A 21,487-nucleotide genomic window follows, 5' to 3' on the forward strand; every position below is an offset into this window, starting at 1 on the left:
AATGAGCGTGTTAATTCTATATGGTGCTTTTGACTTTGGCACGTACGGAACTAATGCGCTTTCCTGCGTGGCTAATTTTGCAACTTCTTCGGCATCTTGCTTGAAGTCGGCTTGTTCTATATCGAGTTCTTGATTAGTCATTTTTGAATTGTGCTAGAGCTTCGAGATACGTGCGAAGTGTAATTTCTGAATAGAGCTGAATGGCTTCTTCCTTATCGATACCTCTTCCGTACAACAACGAATCTTGTGGCGCGGTTTCGTCAAGCTTATCCCAGCTTTCTTTGAGTGTCCAAAGTGCGAGTTGCATCTTATCTGTATTCACTAAAAAGTCTGCTATTTCGGCTACCGATTTCCCTTCGGTGTAGACCAACTCCAGATAATCCTCAATAAGAGCAATTGGGTTGTCACCTTTCGCGAAAGCGTGCTCCACCAGGTCGTGAAGTTGAATGTATAAGGCAGCCTCGTGGTCTTCATAGCATTCAAAAGCTTTGGTGTTTGTAGTTATAAATAGTTTGGTAGCAGTATCGTTTGGCATTAATTGATTGTTGAAATAAATCATTGAGTTTTGGCAGTTTTAAGCTGTTTTATGACGGTATCGATATTAGGTTTGATATGGGACTTTGTTCGTTTCCAGAGGTCTTCAAAGGTCTCTATCATATCGTCCAAGTGTGGTTGTTCAGATTGGTTAGGCGCTACGCCAGATGGTTCGTTTTTGCGACCACCGATGAGAATGAGCATCGTTTTAGTTACAGCGCCTTGCTTGTTGTAAAGCTTGTAGCTGTTCATATTGATGATATCATCGACTTTGTAATAGCGGTAGAGCCAGTTAAAAAATGGACGGTATTTGGCAAAGAGTCCATCTTCTCCAAAATAGACGTGACCCTTTATGATAATCGCTGCTTTACCATCGTTTTTCATCGTGTGTAAGGCAAGTCCAGCCATTAAATGTTCCAGTCTGATATGGTTGGCAATACCACGCTGTTTGTTGAAGTATTTATTGGCAATCCGTTCTTTATCAAACTTACTCGCTTCCCAACTCGCAAATGGTGGATTGGTCACGACCACATCGTGAACTTTGTTCATCATTTCTGGAAACGGTTCGGCTGCGTTATCAGAAGTAATTCTTCCGAAACCTTGATGCTCTAAAGATTTCTTTCGGCTTTTATCGATTTCGTTAACGTGGGTAATTCGTGGATTTGCACCGACTAGTAACAAGCCATTTCCTGCGCTGGGTTCAAAGATGAATTTCGCTTCATCCATTTGAGTGTATTGGGCTATGATGGCACCGATAGGACAAGGTGTGGAATATTGCTTGTAGAGTTCTTTGCTGCTGTCAGAATAGGCATAGGTAGGTTGCACATTGTTCCAGAATTGCACCATTTTCTTGAGACGTGCTTCAAAAGGAATCGGTTCTTTATAGAGCATTTTGTACCACAATAGCCAACTGAGTTCTACCGCTTCCCAAAGTGCGCCCATAGTTGGTGCGCCAGTTTCATCTTTAAGTCGTTCAATTTTCTTTTTTGTGAGACGTTCCGCTTTCGCGAAAGCGGTATGCATAATGGCAATGACTCTATCTAGATAATCATTGGGTTCTTCTTTAGGTTGCTTTTCTGGCTTTGGTTCTGGTAACGATTGTTCTGGTTCGGCGTCTTTATTTTGATAATCGACAATGACTTGCTTGGAACGCTCCAAACGATTGATTTCCCATTCAATATCATTAACCGCTTCTTTGGATTTCTTATCCGTTTTCGGTTTGTTGGTCTTTGGGTTTATGAATTCTAGTTTCTGCTCGATGAGTTCCAAAAGCATATCGTCTATAATGACGATTCCTTTTGCCAAGTCTGCAACAGGACGTGAATGTTCCACTGCAGACCACCATTGATGCCTATCATCTAAAGCACCAATTTGGGATGCTAATGTGGAAACGCTTTTATAACCTGTATGAATGTTTACGTAGGGATAATCTAAATCTGTTGGGAAGCCTATTTCCTCAAAACATTCACGACCACGAGCTTCCCATTCTCTTAAAACGGTTGAGCGATTTACAGCGATGCCGTAATCGTTTGGGTGCGCCATCTGTGATAAACGGAACAGGTTTAAACCTGACGCACTTTCGAGAGTTTCATCAGTAAGTTGGTGTAGTATGCGAAACTTCATTCTGATGAAATTGGCATCGCCCAGATTAAGACCACCAGACTGAAATGGTTCGCCAGCTTTTACAGGAACTAGAACATTTGGAACAATGTGGTCTCGACTGAAAATATCTTTTGTAACCGATAATGATTTTGGGAAATCTTTTTTTAATGCGAATAGCGGAACCTCGAGAGCTTGATTCAAACGGTTAACCTCCATCAAGGCTGCTGTGCGTATAGAGAATGTTAAGTCATACATCCAGTCTTGAAAATTCTGTAATGCTTTTGATAGTTCATTTTCAAACCTGGTATGTCCACTTTGCTCGGCTGCATCTTCAAAGTCCATTACGGAAGTGGCAAGAATGGTTTCTTCTTCGCCTTCCGATGTTTCTTCAATTACTAGAAGCTTATTGATAACTTCCTGTAGAATTTCTCTTATTGAAAGTTTACGCTCTGCATCAGTTTCAAACTCCGTTTTACTTTCGGTTGAAGTGTCTTGAGATTCTGATGGCTCAAAAGTTTTGCTGTCTTCTATAGGAAGTTCGTTTTCTACTTCCTTAGCAAGCTCGTTTTCTTTTGACGTTTGCTCTTCGCTAACCATTGGATCAAGAGTTGTTTCTTCTTGAGTTTTACTGTCTTCTATAGGGAGGTCGTTTTCTTTTGAAGTTTGCTCTTCGCTATGAATACGATGAATAATTTGCTCCTTATCATATAGAATGCGGGCTTTGCGCTTATAATTTCTCGGCGTTACTTCTACGTGCTTTAAATCGTCTCCATACTTCATCATCGCAAACTGAGTGGCTATTTCTAAAGCGACCTTCTTATAGGATTCGAATAATACGTACTCATCTTTCTCAGCTTTTTCTTTGCCTCGATAGGAAATCGTAACGTAACTGAATTTGCTTTTGTCAATGTTTTCTAAGGATGGTTCAAAGGATGGATAAAGATTTACCGTTTTCCAATCGTCTCCACGAGAAAACGCATCTCTTAAGGAATTAGCAAAACTTTTGTAGGCTGGATGTGCATCTGCATACCAGATGTTTTTCTTCTTTAAAACCTCGCGAAAGCCTATTTCTAAAAGGAAGGTCGAAAACTCTTTGGGTAGGTTTTCACTGAATAGCAATTCTATTCCACCTTTTTCTTCGTTCTCTGTAATTGTTAATTGCATCTGTATCCTAAATAGGAAAACTCATCGCTATAGGAAGCTCGTTTTCTCTTTGATTTAGGATAAATATAGATTTGTGATGTAGGGATTTGACTGTAAGGGAATGTACTACGGTACGTTGGGAATGGGCTTAATATGATTGCAAATTATGTAACCGTAGCAATGGTAGGGGATTTGAATTTATAGGTGGGATAAATTGACGATGTTTAGCAGGTACACTAAAGTAATATCCCTGAACTAACACTATAAGTTCAGGGATATTTATTGACTAAATATATAAGGAAGCTATTTTATTAATAGCTGCCTTTGTAAAACTGTTCTTATTCCAGATGCTCTTAATGAGATTAGAAGAAAAGTTTTTCTCTTTGTCATATTTTACAAGTGTTTCAAGAGCCTCTAACCACTCTGGAACTTCACTCGCTAAAAATCCATTTTTGCCATCAGTAATCCATTTCTTAACAGGATGCTGCACAGAAGCAATCACAGGAATCCCAAATACCGAAAGTTCCATAAAAAGCTGATGGTTTTGGTGTCTATTAAAAAGGCTTTCTATAGCAGGTAGCAAAACTAAATCGAGTTTCAAACTGTTCAACTTTTCAAAATGATCTAAGAATGAAACGGTAGGATGTGTTTCTATCTGATATTCTTTAAAAAGTTTTTCTACTTCCCATATAGAATGGGGCTTCCCGAAGTAAATCAACTCAATTCTATCCCCAAAAGTTTTTCTCATTTCAAAAAGTACTTCCTTAAGAGATAGCAAATCTTCTTTACTCGTTTTTATCAATCCAATGCGTAATTTCTCAGAAGTGTTTTTTGATAGAGGTGGCATTTCTTCATAACCAAACCTGGATACTAAACTAGGTTGATATTGCACAATCGTATTTACATTTGGTAAGCGGTCATCTATAAAACGTTGTAAGAATTTTTGAAACGCTTGATTTGCCACGGTCACTAAATCGACAAGTCCTGAATTATATTCTAATTGCTTTAGCTTTTCTTTAGTAAGCTTTCGCGAAAGTGGAATACTATCAGGCATCGCAAAATAATTTCTATCTACGTCCATAACTAACTGCACCGATGGATTGATTGTTTTGATGGCCTGAAATAGATAATTCACATCACTAAATAGAGATGGGAAAATGATATAATCTGCCCAGATAATCAATCGCTCGTCCAACTGATGCACCATTTCGGTCAGATTGCTGGAGAAATCGTTGTTCTCAATACTTGTGATTATGGCTTTGTGAGTGGCAGTTTTGTTTATTTCTAAAGCTGGAGCAATCATCCTGTAATAGCCAGTCGCGTTCATTTTAGGACTCACGTAGAGCAAATGAATTTTATCATCTGGCTCAATGTCGTATCTGGCCTGAAAACTGTTTTTAGGGTTTAGTTTTACTTTTAATTCTTTGATGGTTCTCATTGTAAATCGTTTGGAAGTTCTTTTTCTATTCCCTCGTAAAACTTAGCTATGCGTTGTCCAGTTGCTTTGTCATAAATCTCAATTGTGCCAGCTAATGGCCCATATTGTTTTATTTTTTTTCGGAAACGTTCTAGTCCAGTTTCCTTACTCCGTGTTCTGGATAATTTATGTCTCCAGTCTATGGAGTACATTGTTCTTACATTACCATCTTTAAACCAAACAATCATTTTTGTAAATGAGTCCTGACCGAGTTTCCATCCTTTTTTCTGTGTCATTATTTGAAGAATTTAATTAGTGATTTAAGCGGAATTTGTTTGATGAATTCTTCATCTTGAAAAGCTCTAACCTGAACCTGGTTATCCTTTACGTGAATCCAAATGCGCACACTTTCTTCCTCAATACGGTTTGCAGCAGCAAATTCCTTGAGATATTGCTTGATACTAAAAGCCACCTTGTTTTGATAATCGCCTAGTTGGGCTATCTGTTCTTCTAAGAAGAAGTAGGTAAGCTCGCCAGTAGGGATTGCAGTTATGGGTTTGCTTTGGTCGTAGAGGAATGATTTTATGGCGTGGTCTTTCTGAAAAATCCTGATGTATAGGCGTTCTCTAGGAATTTCCAAACGTTTTGAAATGTAATCTGTACGGTGTGTAATGTTCTTTGTGACCATCTTTTCATAACCGAAAATATCAACGGATAAATCGGTTAGCGCTCCTTTGAGTTTTCTGCTCAAAGAGCTGTCTTTTTTCTTAAATGGATTCATTTTTTAAGTATTGAATTGTAAAAATTTATGTGTACTGTGGTTTAAAACTGATGCGTGAAACTCACGGACTAAGTGCGGTTGCCCTAGCTTTCCAAGCCTTGTTTCACAAGCTTTAAAAAGTGCTAATCGTGGTTTTTGTTTTGCAGTTTCTTTTTTCTCATTGTTGAGAAAGCGACGAATTTGAGCGTGTAAGATGAGCTTCATTTGCACATCAAATTCTCGTTTCTTCTGCTGGTAGTACCAGGCTCGTGTCCCAGTAAAACCTGAGGGATTGTCTGGATTAAAGTACTTGTCTGGTAGCTGGACGTAGCGGTTTTTAGGGTCTTTTGCTATGTATTTCTGGACGATACCCAGACGTTCCACATAGACCTGATGTACGTCAGTCAGTTTTTTATCGGGTACTGGGTAATACCATTTAAAAAGCAGTTGTTTTGCTTTTTTCTCTTGACTTTGAGTGAGATAGTGTTCCTTGTAAATTGAATTTCGCGCAAGCTTCCACAACGCATTGATGTAAAAGGAAAGGGACGCGGAACGAGCTACATCGGCTTCCGAAATTTCGGCGCCAGTTTGCTCTGTGGCTCTTTTGTTCCGCGCTATTTCCCCTGCATCATTATTTTTTTTAGGGGCTATTTTCCCTGTGTATCCTGTCAAGGTGTTACTAGTTGCGTTGCGTGACTCATATCCCGATGTGAGTGGTAACGAACTCGTTGTTGTCTTCAACTTATCAACCTCTATTATTATATTATTTATGTAACCATTGTTACTAGTATCTGTATGAGGACAAGTTGGCGTTCTAGTATTTTTAAAAAACTGATTATCAGTATGTTTTGATTTTTCGGTTCTACGGTCATTTTTGGGCTTATCAACGGCTTTTACACCACCTATTAACAAGATATTTGGGTTTATAAAAAGCTCATATCCTGAATTAGAACCGTGCCATATTTTTTGAGTTATGACATTAGCTTCTATAAGACGTTTAAGGTGTCTTTGGATGGTTCTTGTACTTGCTTTGGCACGTTTTGCTAACTGTACATTGTTGGTCTTTAAAGGTGGTAAATCCTGAAAATCTACCGCTTTAATACTATTGGCTTTCAAGAGTGAAAGCGAGTATATTTTAATGATTTCCCTAGCGGTTAAAATCATTGCCTGTCTTATGTGAGAAGAGAGGTCTTGTTGGCTAGCATTATGTTTACTTACATAAAGGTCTAATGCATTAAATGCAGTAGAATATTGGATGATGGGCATTAATTAAGAAATAACCACACCTCAGTAAATACTGTCAGTGAAGTGGTATGTCTTATTTACCGTTATGGTATTGTAATTATAGTTTGAGGGCAGTTTGTGATTTCTTAGTTTGCTCTCGTTGTGATTCTTTAAAAAGTCCTTGTTCTCTTCTTAATGAGGTCTGTCGCTTTTGTTCTTTGGCTTCAATTAAATCAAGACATAATTCATAAAGAATTTCAACACTGCTTGGCTTTATAGTCTGACTATTAAAAAATTTAGAAACTGTCGGTCGAGACAAATTTGACTTTTCAGTAAGTATAGTGATAGGACTATCATATAGCTTTTCCATCTTCAGCAAGACAGTTTTAATTTCAGATTGTAAATACATTGTAAAAGTTTTGTAAATAAAATGGCATCAATAACTCATCATATAGTAAAAAACAACATCATTTTATTTGTTTATGATGCCAAATATATATAATATTGCTTCAATAAGTAAAATAAATGCTGTTTAATTTACTTACAAACAATTAATCGTCACAAAGACAATACTTTAATATAAAATGAAAGAAAATCCAGTATTAGATAACATTGATTCAAAATTTATAGATGCAGTTGATGAGCTCATCGCAATCAATACAGAATTAGGCATAAAGCCAGCAAATGATAGTGCTATTGGTAAGGCAGTATACCCAAATAACAGAAGCATAGTATCAGCAGTACGCGGTAAGAGTAAGCATATTCCTCATATGGCACTTATTAATTTTGCTAAAGAGTTTGATGTGGATATGAACTATTTCTATTGTGAAGATGCTCCTTTACATTACAAGCCTAACACGATAACGAATATTACTGTTTCTGGTAATGCAATAAGTAGTACAGGTAATAACACCACTAATATTCACGCAGGAAAAGGAGAAATAAAAGGCATCAATACAGCAGAAGCTGGCTCTAAAAATACATTAGTTGAAGTTGTAGAAGTCAATACAATGATAAACAACTTTATTTCACAAATAGACAAAGAGCGTGTCCAGCAGTTTTTTAAGATTATTACATCCATACAGGCAGAGAGCAAAAAGACTTCAAGGAAGTTTGAAAAGCTATTTGAAGCAAAATCAAACGAGATGCAAGATATGCGACGTTATTTTGAAGAAAAACTAGAAAAGTTAGATAAACAGTTAGTTGAAACACGTGAAAAACTTGATGAAGCTATGAAACGCGAGATAGACTTGCTACGACAATTACTCGAAAAAAAGCAGTAATTAATTATGGAAGAAAAAGCATTAGAACAAAGCTTTGAGATTCTCTCTGAAGAAGAAAAGCAAGTCATACAGATGTTACGAAAAAGAACTTTTGAATCTATAAAAGTAACACAGCGTAATGGTCGCATTGAAATGATAGAAAGTACAGAACGTATAGAGCAACGCACGAAGATTGTGGACTTGTTAAGAGAGCACAATTACCAAAATATTGAAATTAAACAAAATGATGGTCGAGTGGTATTTATCAATCGAACTATCAAAACCAAGGTTAAGTAAACCAATTATACTTGTTATGTAGTGATTCAATAATGAAAGCTATGTAGAATAAAGACCATAAGGGTCAGTTGTTCAGATTCGATTGTAACCATTAAAATTTGGAGCAATTGATTATTGAAAAATAATGTCTACATCAATAGTTAAAAAAAAGAAATATAAACCTGAGTGGCTTCGTAAGTTTAAGGGTTTTGAAAATTATACAGAAGAAGAAGCAGATAAAGAATTAGAGAAATTAGAATTGTTAGCCTCAATAATGGCTCAACATCTACAAAATATTAACAAATGCAAGACTTAGAAGTATTTAACAAATTTGCGAAGAAGAGTAATTCGGTTGTTTTTAGAACAGACGGTAAAGCAGTAATTTATACAAGAGTATCAACAAAAGAACAAGCTGAAAATAATGCTAGCCTTGACACACAGCTTAAATATTGTAAAGAATTAGCAAGTAAAAAAGGAATTGAAGTGCTTGAGTATTTCGGTGGAACTTATGAGTCAGCTAAGAGTGATGAACGTAAGCAGTTTCAAAAGATGTTATCTTTTGTGAAAAGGCGCAAAGACGTCGGTTACATAATAGTTTACTCGTATGATCGCTTTTCCAGAACTGGAGCAAATGGAGCTTATATAAGCGACCAGTTGAAAAAACAAGGCATTGTTACTATAAGTGCTACACAAGAGGTTGATACTTCTACCAGCGCAGGCTCATTTCAGCAGAATCTATACTATTTATTTTCTCAATTTGATAATGAACTTAGAAGGGATAAGTGCGTAACAGGAATGAAAGAGAAGATTCGAAGAGGTTATTATATTGGGCCTCTCCCTTTCGGATATACCAACTTAAATCCAGGGAATGGAAAAACTCCGGAGTATGTCATAAACAATCAAGGAAAACTTTTGCGTCAAGCATTTTTGATGAAAGCAAGATTAGGATGTGCTAACTCAGAAATCATAAAAAAGTTCAAGAAAAAAGGGTTAAAGGTTACAGAGAAATATTTCAGTAAATATTTGAGAAATCCATTTTATTGTGGATTAATTTTAAGTCCGTTACTTCCTGAAGAAGTAATAGAAGGGAAGCAGGAACCTTTAGTGTCAAGGTCGGTTTTCTTGAAAATACATGATTTGCTTAGTGTTAGGGCTTCTGGTAAAGCATATAATTCTGAAGATGAACATTTACCTTTAAAGACGTTTATGAAATCTCTTCATTGTAAGTCACCATACACTGGATATATAGTGCGATCGAAAAATTTATATTACTATAAGAATAGAAGAAAGGGTAGTAAAGAAAACAGGAGTGCTAAAAAGATGCACGCTACATTTCTTGATTTTCTGAAAGATTATCAACTGTCAGATGAAAAATATATAGCACCTTTAAAAGAGCTTATTTATGCGAACTATATGGAGCAGAATGCTGAGAAGCTGCAAGATAAAATCAATACCGAAAAAGAACTTGTAGAGATAGATAAGAAGCTCGAAAGGTTAGAAGAAAGGTATGTTTTTGAAGAGATTACAAAAGCACAATACGATAAGTTTAAGGAAAAAATGACATCAAAGCGCAGGGAAATTGAGCAAGAAACTAGTGGAAATAAATTCAATAGTTCGAACCTTAAAAAAGCAATCAATAAAGCTTTGGAATATTCATTGAATCTCCCGTCATTGTGGGAATCAGGTACTGTTGAGGTTAAAAGATTAATTCAATATATGGTGTTTCCAGAGGGAGTTTACTATGATTTCAAAAATCATCGAGTTCGAACTTTTCGAGTAAACTCAATATTTTCTTCAATCGCAACTATATCGGGCGAAATGAGCGGAAATAAAAAAGAGAATTACCATAAAAATTATGATAATTCTCTTGAAGTGGAGTCGGAGAGAATCGAACTCTCGTCCAAACAAGTAACCAAAGAGCTTTCTACACGTTTATTCTTTTCTTGTTTTTTCGATTAAAAGCTGGTTAAAGACAACCCACTTTTAACTTATCTTCTTTAGTTTCGAAAGGGCATCAAAGCACTACCCAATCTATCTTGACTTTTACGATGTCTCAAAATGGAACGCCGTCAATCAAGGCTTTCCGGAGACATAAAGCTTGCTCACCTTGTGAGCCGAGGCTTAATCCTACTATAATTCAGATTAGGCAGCTAAAGCGTAGTTATTCTCGCCGTTTAAAAAGTTGACTTAGCCTTTTACGTGTTTCAAAATCATTACACGACGTGCTTACTATTTAATTAATCTTGCTGTCAAAACCAGTCGACCCCATAAATAATAATGTTTTTGGCGTTACCCTTTTTTGCCTTTGTGGGCAAAAAACGGTCAGGCTCTCGGCAGTCGCTTTTTTTTGAGAAAAACAAAAAAAGAGCTTCAACAATGCCTCCATCCCTAACGCGCCAAACCAAGAAACCAATTTATAAGCCTCAAGGAGTGCGAAATTACTAAAAATATTTGCTCAAAAAGCATACCATATTGTTTTTATCAAAAGATTAAGATAAATTTGACATGCTATTATTAAATAATGAGAAAAATGATAAAAACAGGAACACAGGTAAAGTGGAAATGGGGAAACGGTATGGCTACTGGAAAAGTAGAACAAACCTACACTAAAACCATTACTAAAACCATAAAAGGAACCGAGGTTACCCGAAATGGTGAAGTAAACAACAAAGCTTTATACATTAAACAAGACGATGGAGACTTTGTTTTAAAACTGGAAAAAGAAGTTTCCAGAGCCAATTAACTTTATTTGCGAAACGGTATTAATAGAAGTATTTTAGCACAAAATAACTAAGATATTTCCAACATGAAATTCGCTATAATAAAAGAACGTAAAAACCCGCCAGATCGTCGTGTGGTTTTTTCACCTCAAGATTTAAAAACCCTAAAAGAGACCTTTCCAAAAGCAGAAATTGTTGTCGAGGCTTCCAATATTCGGGTGTTCAAAGATTCAGAATATAAAAATTTGGGCTTCGAGGTTAAAGAAGATGTAAGCGATGCCGATGTGATGTTTGGTGTAAAAGAAGTCCCAATCGATGCTTTAATACCTAATAAGAAGTATTTTTTCTTCAGCCATACCATAAAAAAACAACCTTACAACCGTAAGCTTTTAAAAGCAGTTTTAGATAAAAAAATAGAACTCTTCGATCACGAAACCATAGTTAGAAAAAACGGAGCGCGATTAATAGGTTTCGGTCGTTATGCAGGCTTGGTTGGTGCTTACAACGGCTTTAGAGCTTTAGGTTTACGTGATGGTTTATTTAAATTACCTAAGGTAGAAACCCTAAAAGACTTAGACGAGGTTAAAACCGAATTAGATAAAATTACAGTACCAAATATTAAAATTCTGCTAACTGGAACCGGTAAAGTAGCTCATGGCGCAAAAGAAATTTTAGACCATTTAAAAATTAAACAAGTTAGTGATGCCTTGTATTTAACAAGCGAATTTACAGAGCCGGTATATTGCATGGCAGATGTCATGGAATACGCCAAACGTAAAGATGGTAAAGTAGGCGATAAGTTTGCGTTTTACAAGGACCCTTCGGGTTATGTAAGTAATTTTATGCCCTATGCAAAAGAAACCGATTTCTTTATCGCTGGACATTTTTATGGCGATGGTGCACCTTATTTGTTTACCAGAGAAGATGCTAAACATCCCGATTTTAAAATTAATTTAATTGCAGATATCTCTTGCGACATAGATGGTCCTGTAGCAGCAACCATTCGTCCATCTACTATTGCAGATCCGTTTTATGGATACGATGCAAAAACAGAAAAAGAAGTTGCTTTTAATACTAAAGATGCTATTACCATGATGGCAGTAGATAATTTACCTTGCGAGTTGCCAAAAGATGCCAGTGAAGGCTTTGGAGAGATGTTTTTACAGCATGTAATTCCAGCCTTTTTTAATAACGATGAAAACGGTATTTTAAAACGTGCGCGTATGACAACAAGTGAGGGCAAGCTTACAGAACGTTATGCCTATTTACAAGATTATGTAAACGGTAAGGAATAATAAAAGATCAAGTTAGGAGTTTTAGACTTCAACTTGTTATATTAAAAATAATAGACGCAACCATTAAGTTAATATCGCATCTATTAAGTAAAACCAATCAATTAAAATATATATGAAATCATTTAACTACGTTTTAATTTTATTAGCAATACTTAGTTTTAGTGCTTGCGAAAACGATAACAATATTCCCATTAACGAAAACTCTGAAGCAGGAGAAACCAATCCGTTTTTACAAAACTTCGGGAACGCCATTCAGGCACGATTTGTTGGTACAGTGGTTAATGAGCAAAACAACCCAATTGCTGGTGTAACTATTAATATTGGTTCTCAATTTACAACCACAGATGCCAATGGAGTTTTTTCGGTATTGGCAGCCACGGTTTACGAAAAATATGCTTATATAAAAGCGACTAAAGCGGGTTATATTGATGGTTCTCGTGCAGTAGTACCTTCCACTGGTGTTAATCAGGTTAAAATTATGTTGTTAGGCTTAGATCCTGTTGCGACAATAATTGCTGGTCAAGCCTTAACTATAGATTTACCCGATGGAACAGAGGTAGAATTACCTGGACAATTTACAAATCAGTTTGGTGGTCCATACCAAGGCGAAGTAGATGTTATTATTAAGCATTTAAGTGTAGATAATGAGGATATGAAATACCAGATGCCAGGTTCTTTATTAGCCCAAAATGCAGATGGTGATTTAAGAATTATGGAAACCGTAGGAATGATTGCTGTAGAACTTAGAGGTGAAAATGGCGAAGATTTAAACATTGCGCCAGGAGAACCAGCTACAATAAAAATTCCGGTTGGTAGTAGTGTTACAAATCCGCCAGCTACTATCCCATTATGGTCTTTTGACGAGGATAATGGCTATTGGGTTGAAGATGGTATTGGCGAATTAGTGGGTAATAAATTTGTGGGTGAAGTCTCTCACTTTTCATTTTGGAATTGGGATTTCCAATATCCAGCAGTAACCGTTTGTATTACTTTACAGGACACCAATGGCAATCCGTTGCCAAATACCGAGTTAGATTTATACTCTCCAGCATTAAATAGTACAGGAATGTATGGTTTTACAGATAATAATGGTGTGGAATGCGGCTTAGTACCACAAGACGACACACTCACTTTAGTGATACCAGATTATGGTTGTTTAGATGATGATTTTACAACTACGATTGGGCCTTTTTCAGAGGATGAATCAATAGTTATAACGGTTTCAATAGGCAGTGCTTTAACTACTAATTTTACAGCAACTTTTAACGATTGTAATGGTGCCGCTATTACTAATGGCTACTTACAATTGTTCTATAATGGCCAACCTCATATTATACCAATTACAAATGGGATGATTTCACAGGTTATAGATTATTGCTCTGCAGATACTACTTTTTCTGCTCAGGCGTTCGATTTTACCAATGGGCAATCCACAACAGTTTTTAATGGTAATTTTACCTCTCCAACTACAGATTTAGGTACAGAAATGTCTTGTGTGGATTTGGCAGATACAGATGGTGATGGTGTTTTCGATTTTAATGAAGATATAAATGGAAATAATAATTTAGATGATGATGATACTGATGGTGACAGTATACCTAACTATCAAGATGAAGACGATGATGGCGATGGAATAAATACGGCTGATGAAGATTATGATAATGATGGTAACCCTATGAATGACGATACAGATAATGATGGCATACCAGATTACTTAGATGCTTTTGATAATTGTGTTTATGAGACTGAAATTTTCACTAATGGAGATTGTACCAATTCTTACAATTTAGATGCTGCATATAACAGCCCTAATTGTCCAAATGTAACTTATACTTTTCACGAAACGGAAGCAGACGCTTTGGCAAATACTAATGCGCTTATAAGTCCGTACACGAACACTTCAAATTTACAGCAGGTTTTTGTTTCCGGAACAAATACAATTTCTAATGTGTCTTATGTATCTAATGTTTACCTGTTAGGTAATGAATTTATGGACTCAGACAATGATGGCTTAACAGATTGCGAAGAAACAACAGGTGTGGATGATCCTGCAACAACAGCAAATCCTAATGGTGTAACATCAGATCCAAATGACCCTTGTGATCCGGTTGCAACAAATTTAACAGATAGCGATGGTGACGGCTTAACAGACTGCGAAGAGCTAACTGGAGTTGACAATCCAAGTACACCTATGGATCCAGCAGGTGCAACATCAGATCCTAACGACCCTTGTGATCCTGTAATGTGTGTCAACCCAATTGCTGAAAATGATGTGAGCTTAAATAATGCCGTTGGGACTTCAGTGACAATATTAGTAACTGCAGACAATGGTAATGGCCAGGATTTTGATGCTAATGGAACAATTATAGCCAGTACAGTTTCTATTACAACACCAGGCGCAACAGATGCAACAGGTGATGGTGATAATGATACTTTGGTAGTAGCAGGTGAAGGCACTTGGACATTAGATGAAAATGCCAATTTAACATTTACACCAGAACCTGGTTTTACAGGCGATCCTACACCAGTGACTTATACAGTAGAAGATAACGATGGTAATGTATCTAACCAAGCAACGGTTACTATTACTTATAATTAAAAACTATAACTTTAGATATAAAAAAGAGGCTCAATTTTGAGCCTCTTTTTTTATTAATAATTTTGAACGAGATTTAAGACCTTAACAAGTCTATCATCAAATCCATTTCTTGTTTTAGCTTATCGTTATTACCGCTAAAACCAACAGATCTAAAGTTTATTTTTCCGCTTGGACCAATAATTACTTTGGTTGGTATGCCTGTAATACCATATTTATTGGCAACTTCATATTTGTCGCTATCTTTTACTTTACCATCTATTAAAACATGGAAATCATATTTATTATCTTTAATAAATTTAGCTACATTTTCTTCTCTTTTTGCACCATCTTCAAACGTGTCTACAAATAAAAGCACCACGTTTTCATCGTCTTTATATTTTTCTACTACTTGTTGCATACCAGGAAAAGACGCTTTACAAGGCCCACACCAGGTTGCCCAGAAATCTAAGATTACTGTTTTTCCTTTTAATTCTGAAAGCGATACATTTTCACCATCCAGATTTTTAAGTACAAATTGAGGCGCTTCTTCATCAAGCATCGAATCTTTAAGCTCCGCTAACTCTCTTTCACGGTTTTCCTTGTCAATAGTTGCTATAATCGCATCAAAATCTGTAGCATCCGGATTTACATTAGTGTAAGCAGTTTCGTAATATTCTTTTACTTTACTGGTCCCATTGCCTTCACTTAAAAATAGTTTTGCTTTTTCGGCTGCCAATTCATATTGTTTATCGGCCACTAAAAATTCAATATAACGTTCGTTTACATCGCTGCTTTTGCCATCTCCAACAGCTTGTTTCTGATATTTAATAGCTTCTTTAACATTGCCTAATTTAAATTGTAATAACGCATAGGTATCGGCATACATATTATAAGAATTCTCAATGTTCTTTTTGTATTGTTTTTTGGTGTAGTATGCAGGTTTGTTAGACAAATCTTTCATTTCCTTATTCAACAATTCTAAAGAGGATTTAGATAATTGCGACGCCATTTCCATATTTTTTCCTTCTTCTGCAGCAGGCCAGGCTACGCTATTGTATAATCCTGCTTTTTCGTTATCGCTTTTTATTTTATCTGCATAGCGTTTAAAACCAGCTTCATCTCCTGCTTTAAATTTTTGGGCAGCTATACTTGTTGCAGCGTAAGACATGGCTGGATCCATATCGAAGTTCGCTTCCATTTCATCAAAGATTTTTTCTTTTTCGGCTATGGTCTTAGCATCATAAAAACTATTCATTAAGGCCTGTTTTTTAAGCTTCCCTTTTGGAAATTTAGTGTTAGCAACCATCATTATAGAATCTGCCAATGCACGATCTCTTTTCATAGAATAAATACTGTGCATTTTGGTGTAATCCTCTTCAGTGAGATCCTTTTTAGCAGATAAATCGGCTAACATTGTATTTGCTATCGCTTCACCTTTTTCTTTATTGTTTCTAAGCATCGTGTTTAAATACGCATTTCCCCAAGTTTCTTTTAGCTCAGGATTGCCTTCTAAATCATTATGTAGCGTTTCTGCCATTAATACAGCATCGCCTTCAATCCCGTAATTTTTACCATTTCCAACCTTATAGTATTCTATAGTTGATTCACTTCCTACAATTGGTTTGCCTTCAGCATCTTTTACAGCAAATACAAAACCTTTTTTATTGTTATTTAAATAATCGCCATCTACTTTTAAATTAAATGCTACGGCTGCAATAGAATCTGGAATGGTAATAGTCGCTTTTCCGTTATCGAAATCTAAATCTTGTGGATATGATTTGTAGCCGTTAAGCATATAGTAAAAGCCTTCCATATCGTCGTCGTCACCATTATACGTAATAGTAATGGGCTTGTTATGTGTAATGTTCTCTGTAGAGAGCTCAAAATCTCCCATCGCCATTGTTGCGGTTTTTTCCTCTTCTTTTTTACAAGAAAATACAATGAAAATTGAGAGCAATAATGCTATTGATAAGTGTTTCATTTTTAGTGTTTTTAGTTTAAATTTAATCTTATAAATTTAATGAAAAGCAATGAAACAAAGTGCTAATTCTCCATTTTAAGCTTAAAATTTTTAAAAATGAAATAGCCAAGCTGTAGAAATAATCCAAAAAACAGAGTAAATATCCAAACCTCCTTGTTTGCTAAAGGATGAAGCATCATATTAAGGACGTCATTAAATAGTCTCAAGGGATTACTAACTATTTCCCAGGAATTATAGCGTAAAAACCGACCTATATATACACCAAAAGCGGAAAGAAAAATTGAAAGTATAATTATAGTATTAGCAATTTTTTTACTAAAAAAAGCTAAGAGTAATTTTTTCATTTCAAACAGAGAGAAATAGAATAATAACATGCCAGTAATGGCAAAAGTACTTATAACTAATGTATCTATCCATATGTTTTTAAAGGCGCTTCTGCTTAAATGAAATAAATCTGTAATTATGTAAGGTGCATTGGGTAAAAACGCCAGCCACACACCAAATAAAACAATAAAACCAATCTTAGATCGTGTTTTTTTATCAATTAAATACAGGGTTATTACATAGGGAATAATGGCTAAAAATACATTCCAGATAAGAAAAAAATAATGTAGTGTTTTAGTAAGAGACACACGTATAAAAAGAATGCTAAAACTAAAAAGCATAAGCATAAAAATAATGGCTACTGATTGCTTTGATTTTGAAAAAAGGGTTTTAATTAAATTCATATGTAGAATTTTTTTTGATAATTAATGAATCTGCTATAAATGAGAATAAAGCACCAAGCGTATAAGCGAGGAGATCTTGATATGAAAATGAAATGCCAAATACGGTTTTAAAAAAGGTGTTTTCTTGTAAACTGAAAATCTCGAGTACATTATATAATTGAAGACACTCAATTACAAAAGCTATGAATAAGACTAGTAATGCTACGAGATAAGATTGCATTGTAACAAAACTTTTTATAAAGGCGTAGAGGAGAATGACAACTAAAAAGTCTCCAAAAGTATGCCTGATAAAACCATCATCTAAAAACAATGCAATGGCTATTTCTATTAGCAATAACGAATAGAAAACGGCAAAATAATAAGGTTTGAATGTTAATTTCATAGAGTATTTTTTAATGAAATGACACTCATGCAAAATAGCAGAGGAGTGCCATCACACACAATTACTATTTAGCCATTATTCCAGTCTATTTTTCTCGACACAAACATTACCAAGGCCAGAATGACAAATAAACCTATGCTACCAACAACCAAGGCGTAATTTTCCAATTGAATAATTATATAAATAAACGTATACAAAGCGGTTAGCGAAACACCAATAAATACAGGGAATTTCCAGATTTTTAAAATGGATTTTGAGTATAGTGTTATAAGTGAAATAACAGCCACTCCAGCAATTAAATAGGCTTTTAAAAAGTTACTATGCTCGCTTATTGATACCAAAAGCGTGTAGAACATGGTTAGTGCTAAACCAATCATTAAATACTGAAACGGATGGATGCCTATTTTACTTAATGTTTGAATTAAAAAGAAAAGCAAAAACGTTAAGCCAATTACTAAAAAGCCATATTTTGCTGAGCGTTCACTCTTTGTGTATTCATCTACCGGAATCATAAAATTAACACCAAAAGCAAATTCATTTAAGTCTGGTAAATGTCCAAAATGCTGTTGAGAAAACGGTCTGTTTAAATCTAAAACATGCCATTTGGCGTTAAAGCCTTCGGCTGTAAATTTATCGTCGTTATAGGGTAAAAACTCTCCAAAAAAATTAGCGTCTTTCCAATTGGAATTTAGGGTTGCTTTCGTTTCCTTACCAATTGGTATAAACCTTATTTGCTCACTCCCTTTTACATTAAAGTTAAAGTTAAAAGTCATACCGTTTTTAAAAGCATTTTCATCAATAGCTTTTAAATGTTTCGTTTCCAACGCATGCATTATAAGCTGGTTGTAGCGATAATCTGCTTTGCCATTGTAAGTTGAAGATAGCTCGTAATCGGTTTCATTAAAATTAAGTTTTGCCGTATTAACACCTTTTAAATTAGATGTTTTAACCACAAGCTTAGCTTTTTCCCAAAGCACAAAATCCGGATTAATTTCGCCCAAAGAAAAGTCGGGTGTTTTAAAGGTCCCGTTTAAGGTCATTTTACTGTCGTAAACAGCGGTTTTAAAAATGCCACGTTCTTTTTGTTCTGGGTTTACGGTTGAGGTGATATCTAATTCCGAAGGAAAAAAATAGGCATAATTAATACTCTCAATCGTTTCGGTATAGGTTTTTTTAGTCTCTTGATTAGTAACTGTTTTTTCTGTAAAAACTTTGTACGGAATTTTTAATACTGGTCCGTAAAGCAAAACCTCGTTTCCCCATTTTTCGTTAATTTCCCTGATAACGCTTTCCTGTCTTCTGGCGCGTTCGTCTATTAGATTCTGTATAAAAAATAAGGGAATAAGAAGGATAAGAGTTAAAAAACCAACCATAAAAAAACGTGCGGTAATCGATGTTTTTAGCCAGTGTCCAAATTTGTTTGTGTTTCTGTTGTTTTGTGTGTGTTCCATAATGTGAGGTGTTAATTATTAAAGATGTTATGTGTAATAGTTGAGAATGGTGTATGTAATAAGCTTTTAAAATCTAAATTGTAAAACGGATTCATGGTCTTCCCCAAGCTGTAAGAGTTGTAATAGTATTTAACATATTCAGGCAGAATTAAAGTGCCTATTATAATTACGCCATAGAGATAAGGGCTACGTTTTCCATTACCATAGCAGAGGTATTGTAAGGCGATTTCATCTTGCTCTTTGGTATGGTAACCTGTAATGGTGTGATAGGCATCATGCCTTTCGGCTTTTGGGATTATTTCAAAATGATTTTGTTTTAAAAACATCCCAATGTGATATCCAAAACTCTGTTTTGGAAAGTTTAATAAATGTGATTTTGTAAGATTCCAAGGCTCGTTTTTTTTAAAATATTTGGTATATATTTTTTGAGTGACCTGAAATAGCCAAGCGACTAACTGTTTTCTTTGTTTTTTCATTTAAAAGTACTTTGTTTTTCAAAGTGAAATAATAAAAAATATATGTTATTGTTTTTTAATTAATTTTTCTAAAGCGTTAATATGTTTTTTAAATTCAGCTTTCCCTAAAGGTGTCGTGCTGTATCTCGTGTTAGGTTTTTTGCCAATAAATTGTTTTTCTACGTTTATGTATTCTGCTTTCTCTAAAGCCTTTATATGGCTGGCAATGTTGCCATCTGTTGCACCAAGTAGTTCTTTAAGCATATTAAACTCGGCATACTCGTTTACCATTAAAACAGACATGATGCCCAGTCTAATGCGATGATCAAATAGTTTGTTTATGTTAGTTATTATACTCATAGTTTCATACTGCTCGAAACCGCATATACAGAGGTGATTAAGGTCTGTTATTGCTGTTTTCGATAATCGATTTCATTGTCATTTATTCGTTTTATCTTACTAAAAAGGATGGTCATACCAAACACGAATAAACCTATAATTAATGACACAGGAATTAAAACGATCATGGCTTGTTTAGTGGTTTTACGTGTCTCCATTTGTTTTATAAATAAAGAAGAAGCCTTTGTTTTTTCATCTCCATTTAATACGCCATTTTTATCTCTATCTAATTGCTGAAATTGTGAATTAAATTTATTGTTTGTGTAATATGAAAATGAAAGTCCGCAAACATAAATAATCACTGTTGCAATGAGTCCTATTTTAAAAGCTTTAATCATTTTCTATCGTATTTAAAGTGCATCCAGGTGCCATAAATTATATGCATAATGCCAAATCCAATAACCCATAGCCAAAAACCTAAACCAGGATACCAAGCGGCAATAAGCCCTAAAGATATTTCAATAAAACCTAAATATTTAATATCACCAATACTATATTTTGAAGCACTAACTAAAGCCAAACCATAAAAGATAAGCATTAAACCACCAGTTTGTCCGTATTTGCCTTGGCCCAAAATAATTAATATGTACAGACCACCAGCGATGAGCGGAATTAAAAAATTAAAGATTAAGCGTCTTGACGAGCTATCCCAGATTTTCTCTCCGTTTTTTTTGGCTTTTCTTGTGGTGAGTAAAATACCAGTGACTATACTAAAAAGTGCCACTAAAAATAATACCAACATTACAGTTCTAAAAATCCAACCATCGAGTAGGAGTACACCATAACTATAAGTGTCTACCAGATAATAGGTAATTGCAGCACCAATTAAGGCATAAATGCCTGCCATGATTCCAGATAAACCACTTAATGAGATAAAGCGGGAGCTTTTGTTCATGAGATTTTTAATCTCACTAATGTCTTTTAGATAATCTTCGTTGCTCATAATAAAAGTACTTTGAAATACAAAGTAAACTTAATTATTTTAATTGAGCAAGTTAAAAGTTTCATAATTTTAGTGAAACCCTATTTTTGAAAAGGCGTAGCCGCATTCAAAATAGTTGGTTGAACTAATCCCGTTTTTAAAACGGGATCTTTATAAATTATGCTATTAGTTTTGAAAAGACGCAGTCGCATTCAAAATAGTTGGTTGAACGTGCCTGATGTAGGGCAGGCTAATCCCGTTTTAATAACGGGATCTCATCCTATATGTTAGTGCTGTCACCTCGAGTGAAATTATTTTATTTAAGAATTTTGTATCGAGAAGTTATTGCGAGTAAAGT

At 35.2% G+C, this 21,487-nt stretch carries 22 protein-coding genes, 1 other RNA gene and 1 pseudogene; 8 read left to right on the forward strand and 16 right to left on the reverse strand.

Annotated features, from left to right (window positions below; genetic code table 11):
- The first annotated feature begins 1 nt into the window (after position 1).
- Positions 2-133 (forward strand): hypothetical protein, encoded by a 132-nt coding sequence (locus tag ACVC43_RS06260; RefSeq protein WP_452223768.1) that lies wholly within the window; start codon positions 2-4, stop codon positions 131-133.
- On the opposite strand, the gene ACVC43_RS06265 is transcribed toward ACVC43_RS06260, so the two are convergent.
- The 7 genes from ACVC43_RS06265 to ACVC43_RS06295 all read right to left on the reverse strand — a co-directional run bounded on the left by ACVC43_RS06265 (position 134) and on the right by ACVC43_RS06295 (position 7,050).
- The gene (locus ACVC43_RS06265; RefSeq protein ID WP_452223719.1) at positions 134-559 is read right to left on the reverse strand and encodes a hypothetical protein; all 426 of its coding nucleotides are present in this window, start codon (positions 557-559) and stop codon (positions 134-136) included.
- Positions 556-3,300 carry an N-6 DNA methylase gene (locus ACVC43_RS06270; RefSeq protein ID WP_452223720.1) on the reverse strand — a complete coding sequence of 915 codons (2,745 nt, stop codon included), beginning with the start codon at positions 3,298-3,300 and terminating at the stop codon, positions 556-558. The genes ACVC43_RS06265 and ACVC43_RS06270 overlap by 4 nt, the downstream gene beginning before the upstream one ends.
- Before the next feature lie 265 nt (positions 3,301-3,565).
- On the reverse strand, positions 3,566-4,717 hold the full coding sequence (locus ACVC43_RS06275) for a glycosyl transferase family 2 (protein ID WP_452223721.1): 1,152 nt from the start codon (positions 4,715-4,717) through the stop codon (positions 3,566-3,568).
- Complete coding sequence (locus ACVC43_RS06280) at positions 4,714-4,992, reverse strand: hypothetical protein (protein WP_041566820.1); 279 nt, start codon at positions 4,990-4,992, stop codon at positions 4,714-4,716. The genes ACVC43_RS06275 and ACVC43_RS06280 overlap by 4 nt, the downstream gene beginning before the upstream one ends.
- Positions 4,992-5,384 (reverse strand): hypothetical protein, encoded by a 393-nt coding sequence (locus ACVC43_RS06285; protein ID WP_452223722.1) that lies wholly within the window; start codon positions 5,382-5,384, stop codon positions 4,992-4,994. The genes ACVC43_RS06280 and ACVC43_RS06285 overlap by 1 nt, the downstream gene beginning before the upstream one ends.
- A 96-nt stretch (positions 5,385-5,480) precedes the next feature.
- On the reverse strand, positions 5,481-6,722 hold the full coding sequence (locus ACVC43_RS06290; RefSeq protein ID WP_452223723.1) for a hypothetical protein: 1,242 nt from the start codon (positions 6,720-6,722) through the stop codon (positions 5,481-5,483).
- Between the two features lie 76 nt (positions 6,723-6,798).
- A complete protein-coding gene (locus tag ACVC43_RS06295) occupies positions 6,799-7,050 on the reverse strand; it encodes a hypothetical protein (protein WP_452223724.1) in 252 nt (83 codons plus the stop codon).
- 214 nt (positions 7,051-7,264) lie between these two features.
- Between ACVC43_RS06295 and ACVC43_RS06300 the strand changes: the two genes are divergently transcribed.
- The 4 genes and pseudogenes from ACVC43_RS06300 to ACVC43_RS06315 all read left to right on the forward strand — a co-directional run.
- Positions 7,265-7,963 (forward strand): hypothetical protein, encoded by a 699-nt coding sequence (locus ACVC43_RS06300; protein ID WP_452223725.1) that lies wholly within the window; start codon positions 7,265-7,267, stop codon positions 7,961-7,963.
- 6 nt (positions 7,964-7,969) lie between these two features.
- The gene (locus ACVC43_RS06305) at positions 7,970-8,239 is read left to right on the forward strand and encodes a hypothetical protein (protein ID WP_452223726.1); all 270 of its coding nucleotides are present in this window, start codon (positions 7,970-7,972) and stop codon (positions 8,237-8,239) included.
- A 124-nt stretch (positions 8,240-8,363) separates the two neighbouring features.
- Positions 8,364-8,534 (forward strand): hypothetical protein, encoded by a 171-nt coding sequence (locus tag ACVC43_RS06310; RefSeq protein ID WP_452223727.1) that lies wholly within the window; start codon positions 8,364-8,366, stop codon positions 8,532-8,534.
- A pseudogene (locus tag ACVC43_RS06315) lies at positions 8,522-9,028 on the forward strand (recombinase family protein); the annotation flags it as partial. The gene ACVC43_RS06310 and the pseudogene ACVC43_RS06315, both read left to right, overlap by 13 nt.
- A gap of 1,060 nt (positions 9,029-10,088) precedes the next feature.
- On the opposite strand, the gene ssrA reads toward ACVC43_RS06315, so the two are convergent.
- Positions 10,089-10,485: a transfer-messenger RNA gene (ssrA, locus tag ACVC43_RS06320) on the reverse strand.
- Positions 10,486-10,748: 263 nt separating this feature from the next.
- Here ssrA and ACVC43_RS06325 point away from each other — a divergent pair.
- From ACVC43_RS06325 to ACVC43_RS06335, 3 genes are all read left to right on the forward strand, one after another.
- Positions 10,749-10,961, forward strand: coding sequence for a DUF2945 domain-containing protein (locus ACVC43_RS06325; RefSeq protein ID WP_452223728.1), 213 nt, complete (start codon positions 10,749-10,751; stop codon positions 10,959-10,961).
- A 63-nt stretch (positions 10,962-11,024) separates the two neighbouring features.
- Positions 11,025-12,233: an NAD(P)-dependent oxidoreductase gene (locus tag ACVC43_RS06330; protein WP_452223729.1), complete on the forward strand. Its 1,209-nt coding sequence runs from the start codon at positions 11,025-11,027 to the stop codon at positions 12,231-12,233.
- A gap of 112 nt (positions 12,234-12,345) precedes the next feature.
- Positions 12,346-14,832, forward strand: a complete 2,487-nt coding sequence (locus tag ACVC43_RS06335) for a hypothetical protein (protein ID WP_452223730.1) — start codon at positions 12,346-12,348, stop codon at positions 14,830-14,832.
- A 73-nt stretch (positions 14,833-14,905) separates the two neighbouring features.
- Here ACVC43_RS06335 and ACVC43_RS06340 read toward each other — a convergent pair whose 3' ends face one another.
- From ACVC43_RS06340 to ACVC43_RS06375, 8 genes are all read right to left on the reverse strand, one after another.
- Positions 14,906-16,792 (reverse strand): TlpA family protein disulfide reductase, encoded by a 1,887-nt coding sequence (locus ACVC43_RS06340; RefSeq protein WP_452223731.1) that lies wholly within the window; start codon positions 16,790-16,792, stop codon positions 14,906-14,908.
- Between the two features lie 62 nt (positions 16,793-16,854).
- Entirely contained in the window at positions 16,855-17,520 is a 666-nt protein-coding gene (locus tag ACVC43_RS06345) for a DUF1361 domain-containing protein (protein WP_452223732.1), read from the reverse strand.
- The gene (locus ACVC43_RS06350) at positions 17,507-17,902 is read right to left on the reverse strand and encodes a ribosomal maturation YjgA family protein (RefSeq protein WP_452223733.1); all 396 of its coding nucleotides are present in this window, start codon (positions 17,900-17,902) and stop codon (positions 17,507-17,509) included. The genes ACVC43_RS06345 and ACVC43_RS06350 overlap by 14 nt, the downstream gene beginning before the upstream one ends.
- A gap of 68 nt (positions 17,903-17,970) precedes the next feature.
- Positions 17,971-19,353 (reverse strand): cell envelope integrity protein CreD, encoded by a 1,383-nt coding sequence (gene creD / locus ACVC43_RS06355; RefSeq protein WP_452223734.1) that lies wholly within the window; start codon positions 19,351-19,353, stop codon positions 17,971-17,973.
- A gap of 11 nt (positions 19,354-19,364) precedes the next feature.
- Complete coding sequence (locus tag ACVC43_RS06360; protein WP_452223735.1) at positions 19,365-19,829, reverse strand: hypothetical protein; 465 nt, start codon at positions 19,827-19,829, stop codon at positions 19,365-19,367.
- 45 nt (positions 19,830-19,874) lie between these two features.
- Positions 19,875-20,168, reverse strand: a complete 294-nt coding sequence (locus ACVC43_RS06365) for a winged helix-turn-helix domain-containing protein (protein ID WP_452223736.1) — start codon at positions 20,166-20,168, stop codon at positions 19,875-19,877.
- Positions 20,169-20,215: 47 nt separating this feature from the next.
- On the reverse strand, positions 20,216-20,545 hold the full coding sequence (locus ACVC43_RS06370) for a hypothetical protein (protein WP_452223737.1): 330 nt from the start codon (positions 20,543-20,545) through the stop codon (positions 20,216-20,218).
- Positions 20,542-21,150, reverse strand: coding sequence for a hypothetical protein (locus ACVC43_RS06375; RefSeq protein ID WP_452223738.1), 609 nt, complete (start codon positions 21,148-21,150; stop codon positions 20,542-20,544). The genes ACVC43_RS06370 and ACVC43_RS06375 overlap by 4 nt, the downstream gene beginning before the upstream one ends.
- Between the last annotated feature and the right edge of the window lie 337 nt (positions 21,151-21,487).

It is taken from the genome of Lacinutrix chionoecetis (assembly GCF_053604665.1).

Excerpts from the sequence above, each read along its gene's own strand:
- ACVC43_RS06285 (WP_452223722.1), bottom strand. The coding sequence starts at position 5,384 with ATGGTCACAAAGAACATTACACACCGTACAGATTACATTTCAAAACGT.
- ACVC43_RS06290 (WP_452223723.1), bottom strand. The coding sequence starts at position 6,722 with ATGCCCATCATCCAATATTCTACTGCATTTAATGCATTAGACCTTTAT.
- ACVC43_RS06295 (WP_452223724.1), bottom strand. The coding sequence starts at position 7,050 with ATGGAAAAGCTATATGATAGTCCTATCACTATACTTACTGAAAAGTCA.
- ACVC43_RS06335 (WP_452223730.1), top strand. The coding sequence starts at position 12,346 with ATGAAATCATTTAACTACGTTTTAATTTTATTAGCAATACTTAGTTTT.
- ACVC43_RS06260 (WP_452223768.1), top strand. The coding sequence starts at position 2 with ATGAGCGTGTTAATTCTATATGGTGCTTTTGACTTTGGCACGTACGGA.
- ACVC43_RS06280 (WP_041566820.1), bottom strand. The coding sequence starts at position 4,992 with ATGACACAGAAAAAAGGATGGAAACTCGGTCAGGACTCATTTACAAAA.
- ACVC43_RS06275 (WP_452223721.1), bottom strand. The coding sequence starts at position 4,717 with ATGAGAACCATCAAAGAATTAAAAGTAAAACTAAACCCTAAAAACAGT.
- ACVC43_RS06365 (WP_452223736.1), bottom strand. The coding sequence starts at position 20,168 with ATGAGTATAATAACTAACATAAACAAACTATTTGATCATCGCATTAGA.
- ACVC43_RS06305 (WP_452223726.1), top strand. The coding sequence starts at position 7,970 with ATGGAAGAAAAAGCATTAGAACAAAGCTTTGAGATTCTCTCTGAAGAA.
- creD (WP_452223734.1), bottom strand. The coding sequence starts at position 19,353 with ATGGAACACACACAAAACAACAGAAACACAAACAAATTTGGACACTGG.
- ACVC43_RS06265 (WP_452223719.1), bottom strand. The coding sequence starts at position 559 with ATGATTTATTTCAACAATCAATTAATGCCAAACGATACTGCTACCAAA.
- ACVC43_RS06300 (WP_452223725.1), top strand. The coding sequence starts at position 7,265 with ATGAAAGAAAATCCAGTATTAGATAACATTGATTCAAAATTTATAGAT.
- ACVC43_RS06375 (WP_452223738.1), bottom strand. The coding sequence starts at position 21,150 with ATGAGCAACGAAGATTATCTAAAAGACATTAGTGAGATTAAAAATCTC.
- ACVC43_RS06370 (WP_452223737.1), bottom strand. The coding sequence starts at position 20,545 with ATGATTAAAGCTTTTAAAATAGGACTCATTGCAACAGTGATTATTTAT.
- ACVC43_RS06350 (WP_452223733.1), bottom strand. The coding sequence starts at position 17,902 with ATGAAATTAACATTCAAACCTTATTATTTTGCCGTTTTCTATTCGTTA.
- ACVC43_RS06345 (WP_452223732.1), bottom strand. The coding sequence starts at position 17,520 with ATGAATTTAATTAAAACCCTTTTTTCAAAATCAAAGCAATCAGTAGCC.
- ACVC43_RS06310 (WP_452223727.1), top strand. The coding sequence starts at position 8,364 with ATGTCTACATCAATAGTTAAAAAAAAGAAATATAAACCTGAGTGGCTT.
- ACVC43_RS06360 (WP_452223735.1), bottom strand. The coding sequence starts at position 19,829 with ATGAAAAAACAAAGAAAACAGTTAGTCGCTTGGCTATTTCAGGTCACT.
- ACVC43_RS06330 (WP_452223729.1), top strand. The coding sequence starts at position 11,025 with ATGAAATTCGCTATAATAAAAGAACGTAAAAACCCGCCAGATCGTCGT.
- ACVC43_RS06325 (WP_452223728.1), top strand. The coding sequence starts at position 10,749 with ATGATAAAAACAGGAACACAGGTAAAGTGGAAATGGGGAAACGGTATG.
- ACVC43_RS06340 (WP_452223731.1), bottom strand. The coding sequence starts at position 16,792 with ATGAAACACTTATCAATAGCATTATTGCTCTCAATTTTCATTGTATTT.
- ACVC43_RS06270 (WP_452223720.1), bottom strand. The coding sequence starts at position 3,300 with ATGCAATTAACAATTACAGAGAACGAAGAAAAAGGTGGAATAGAATTG.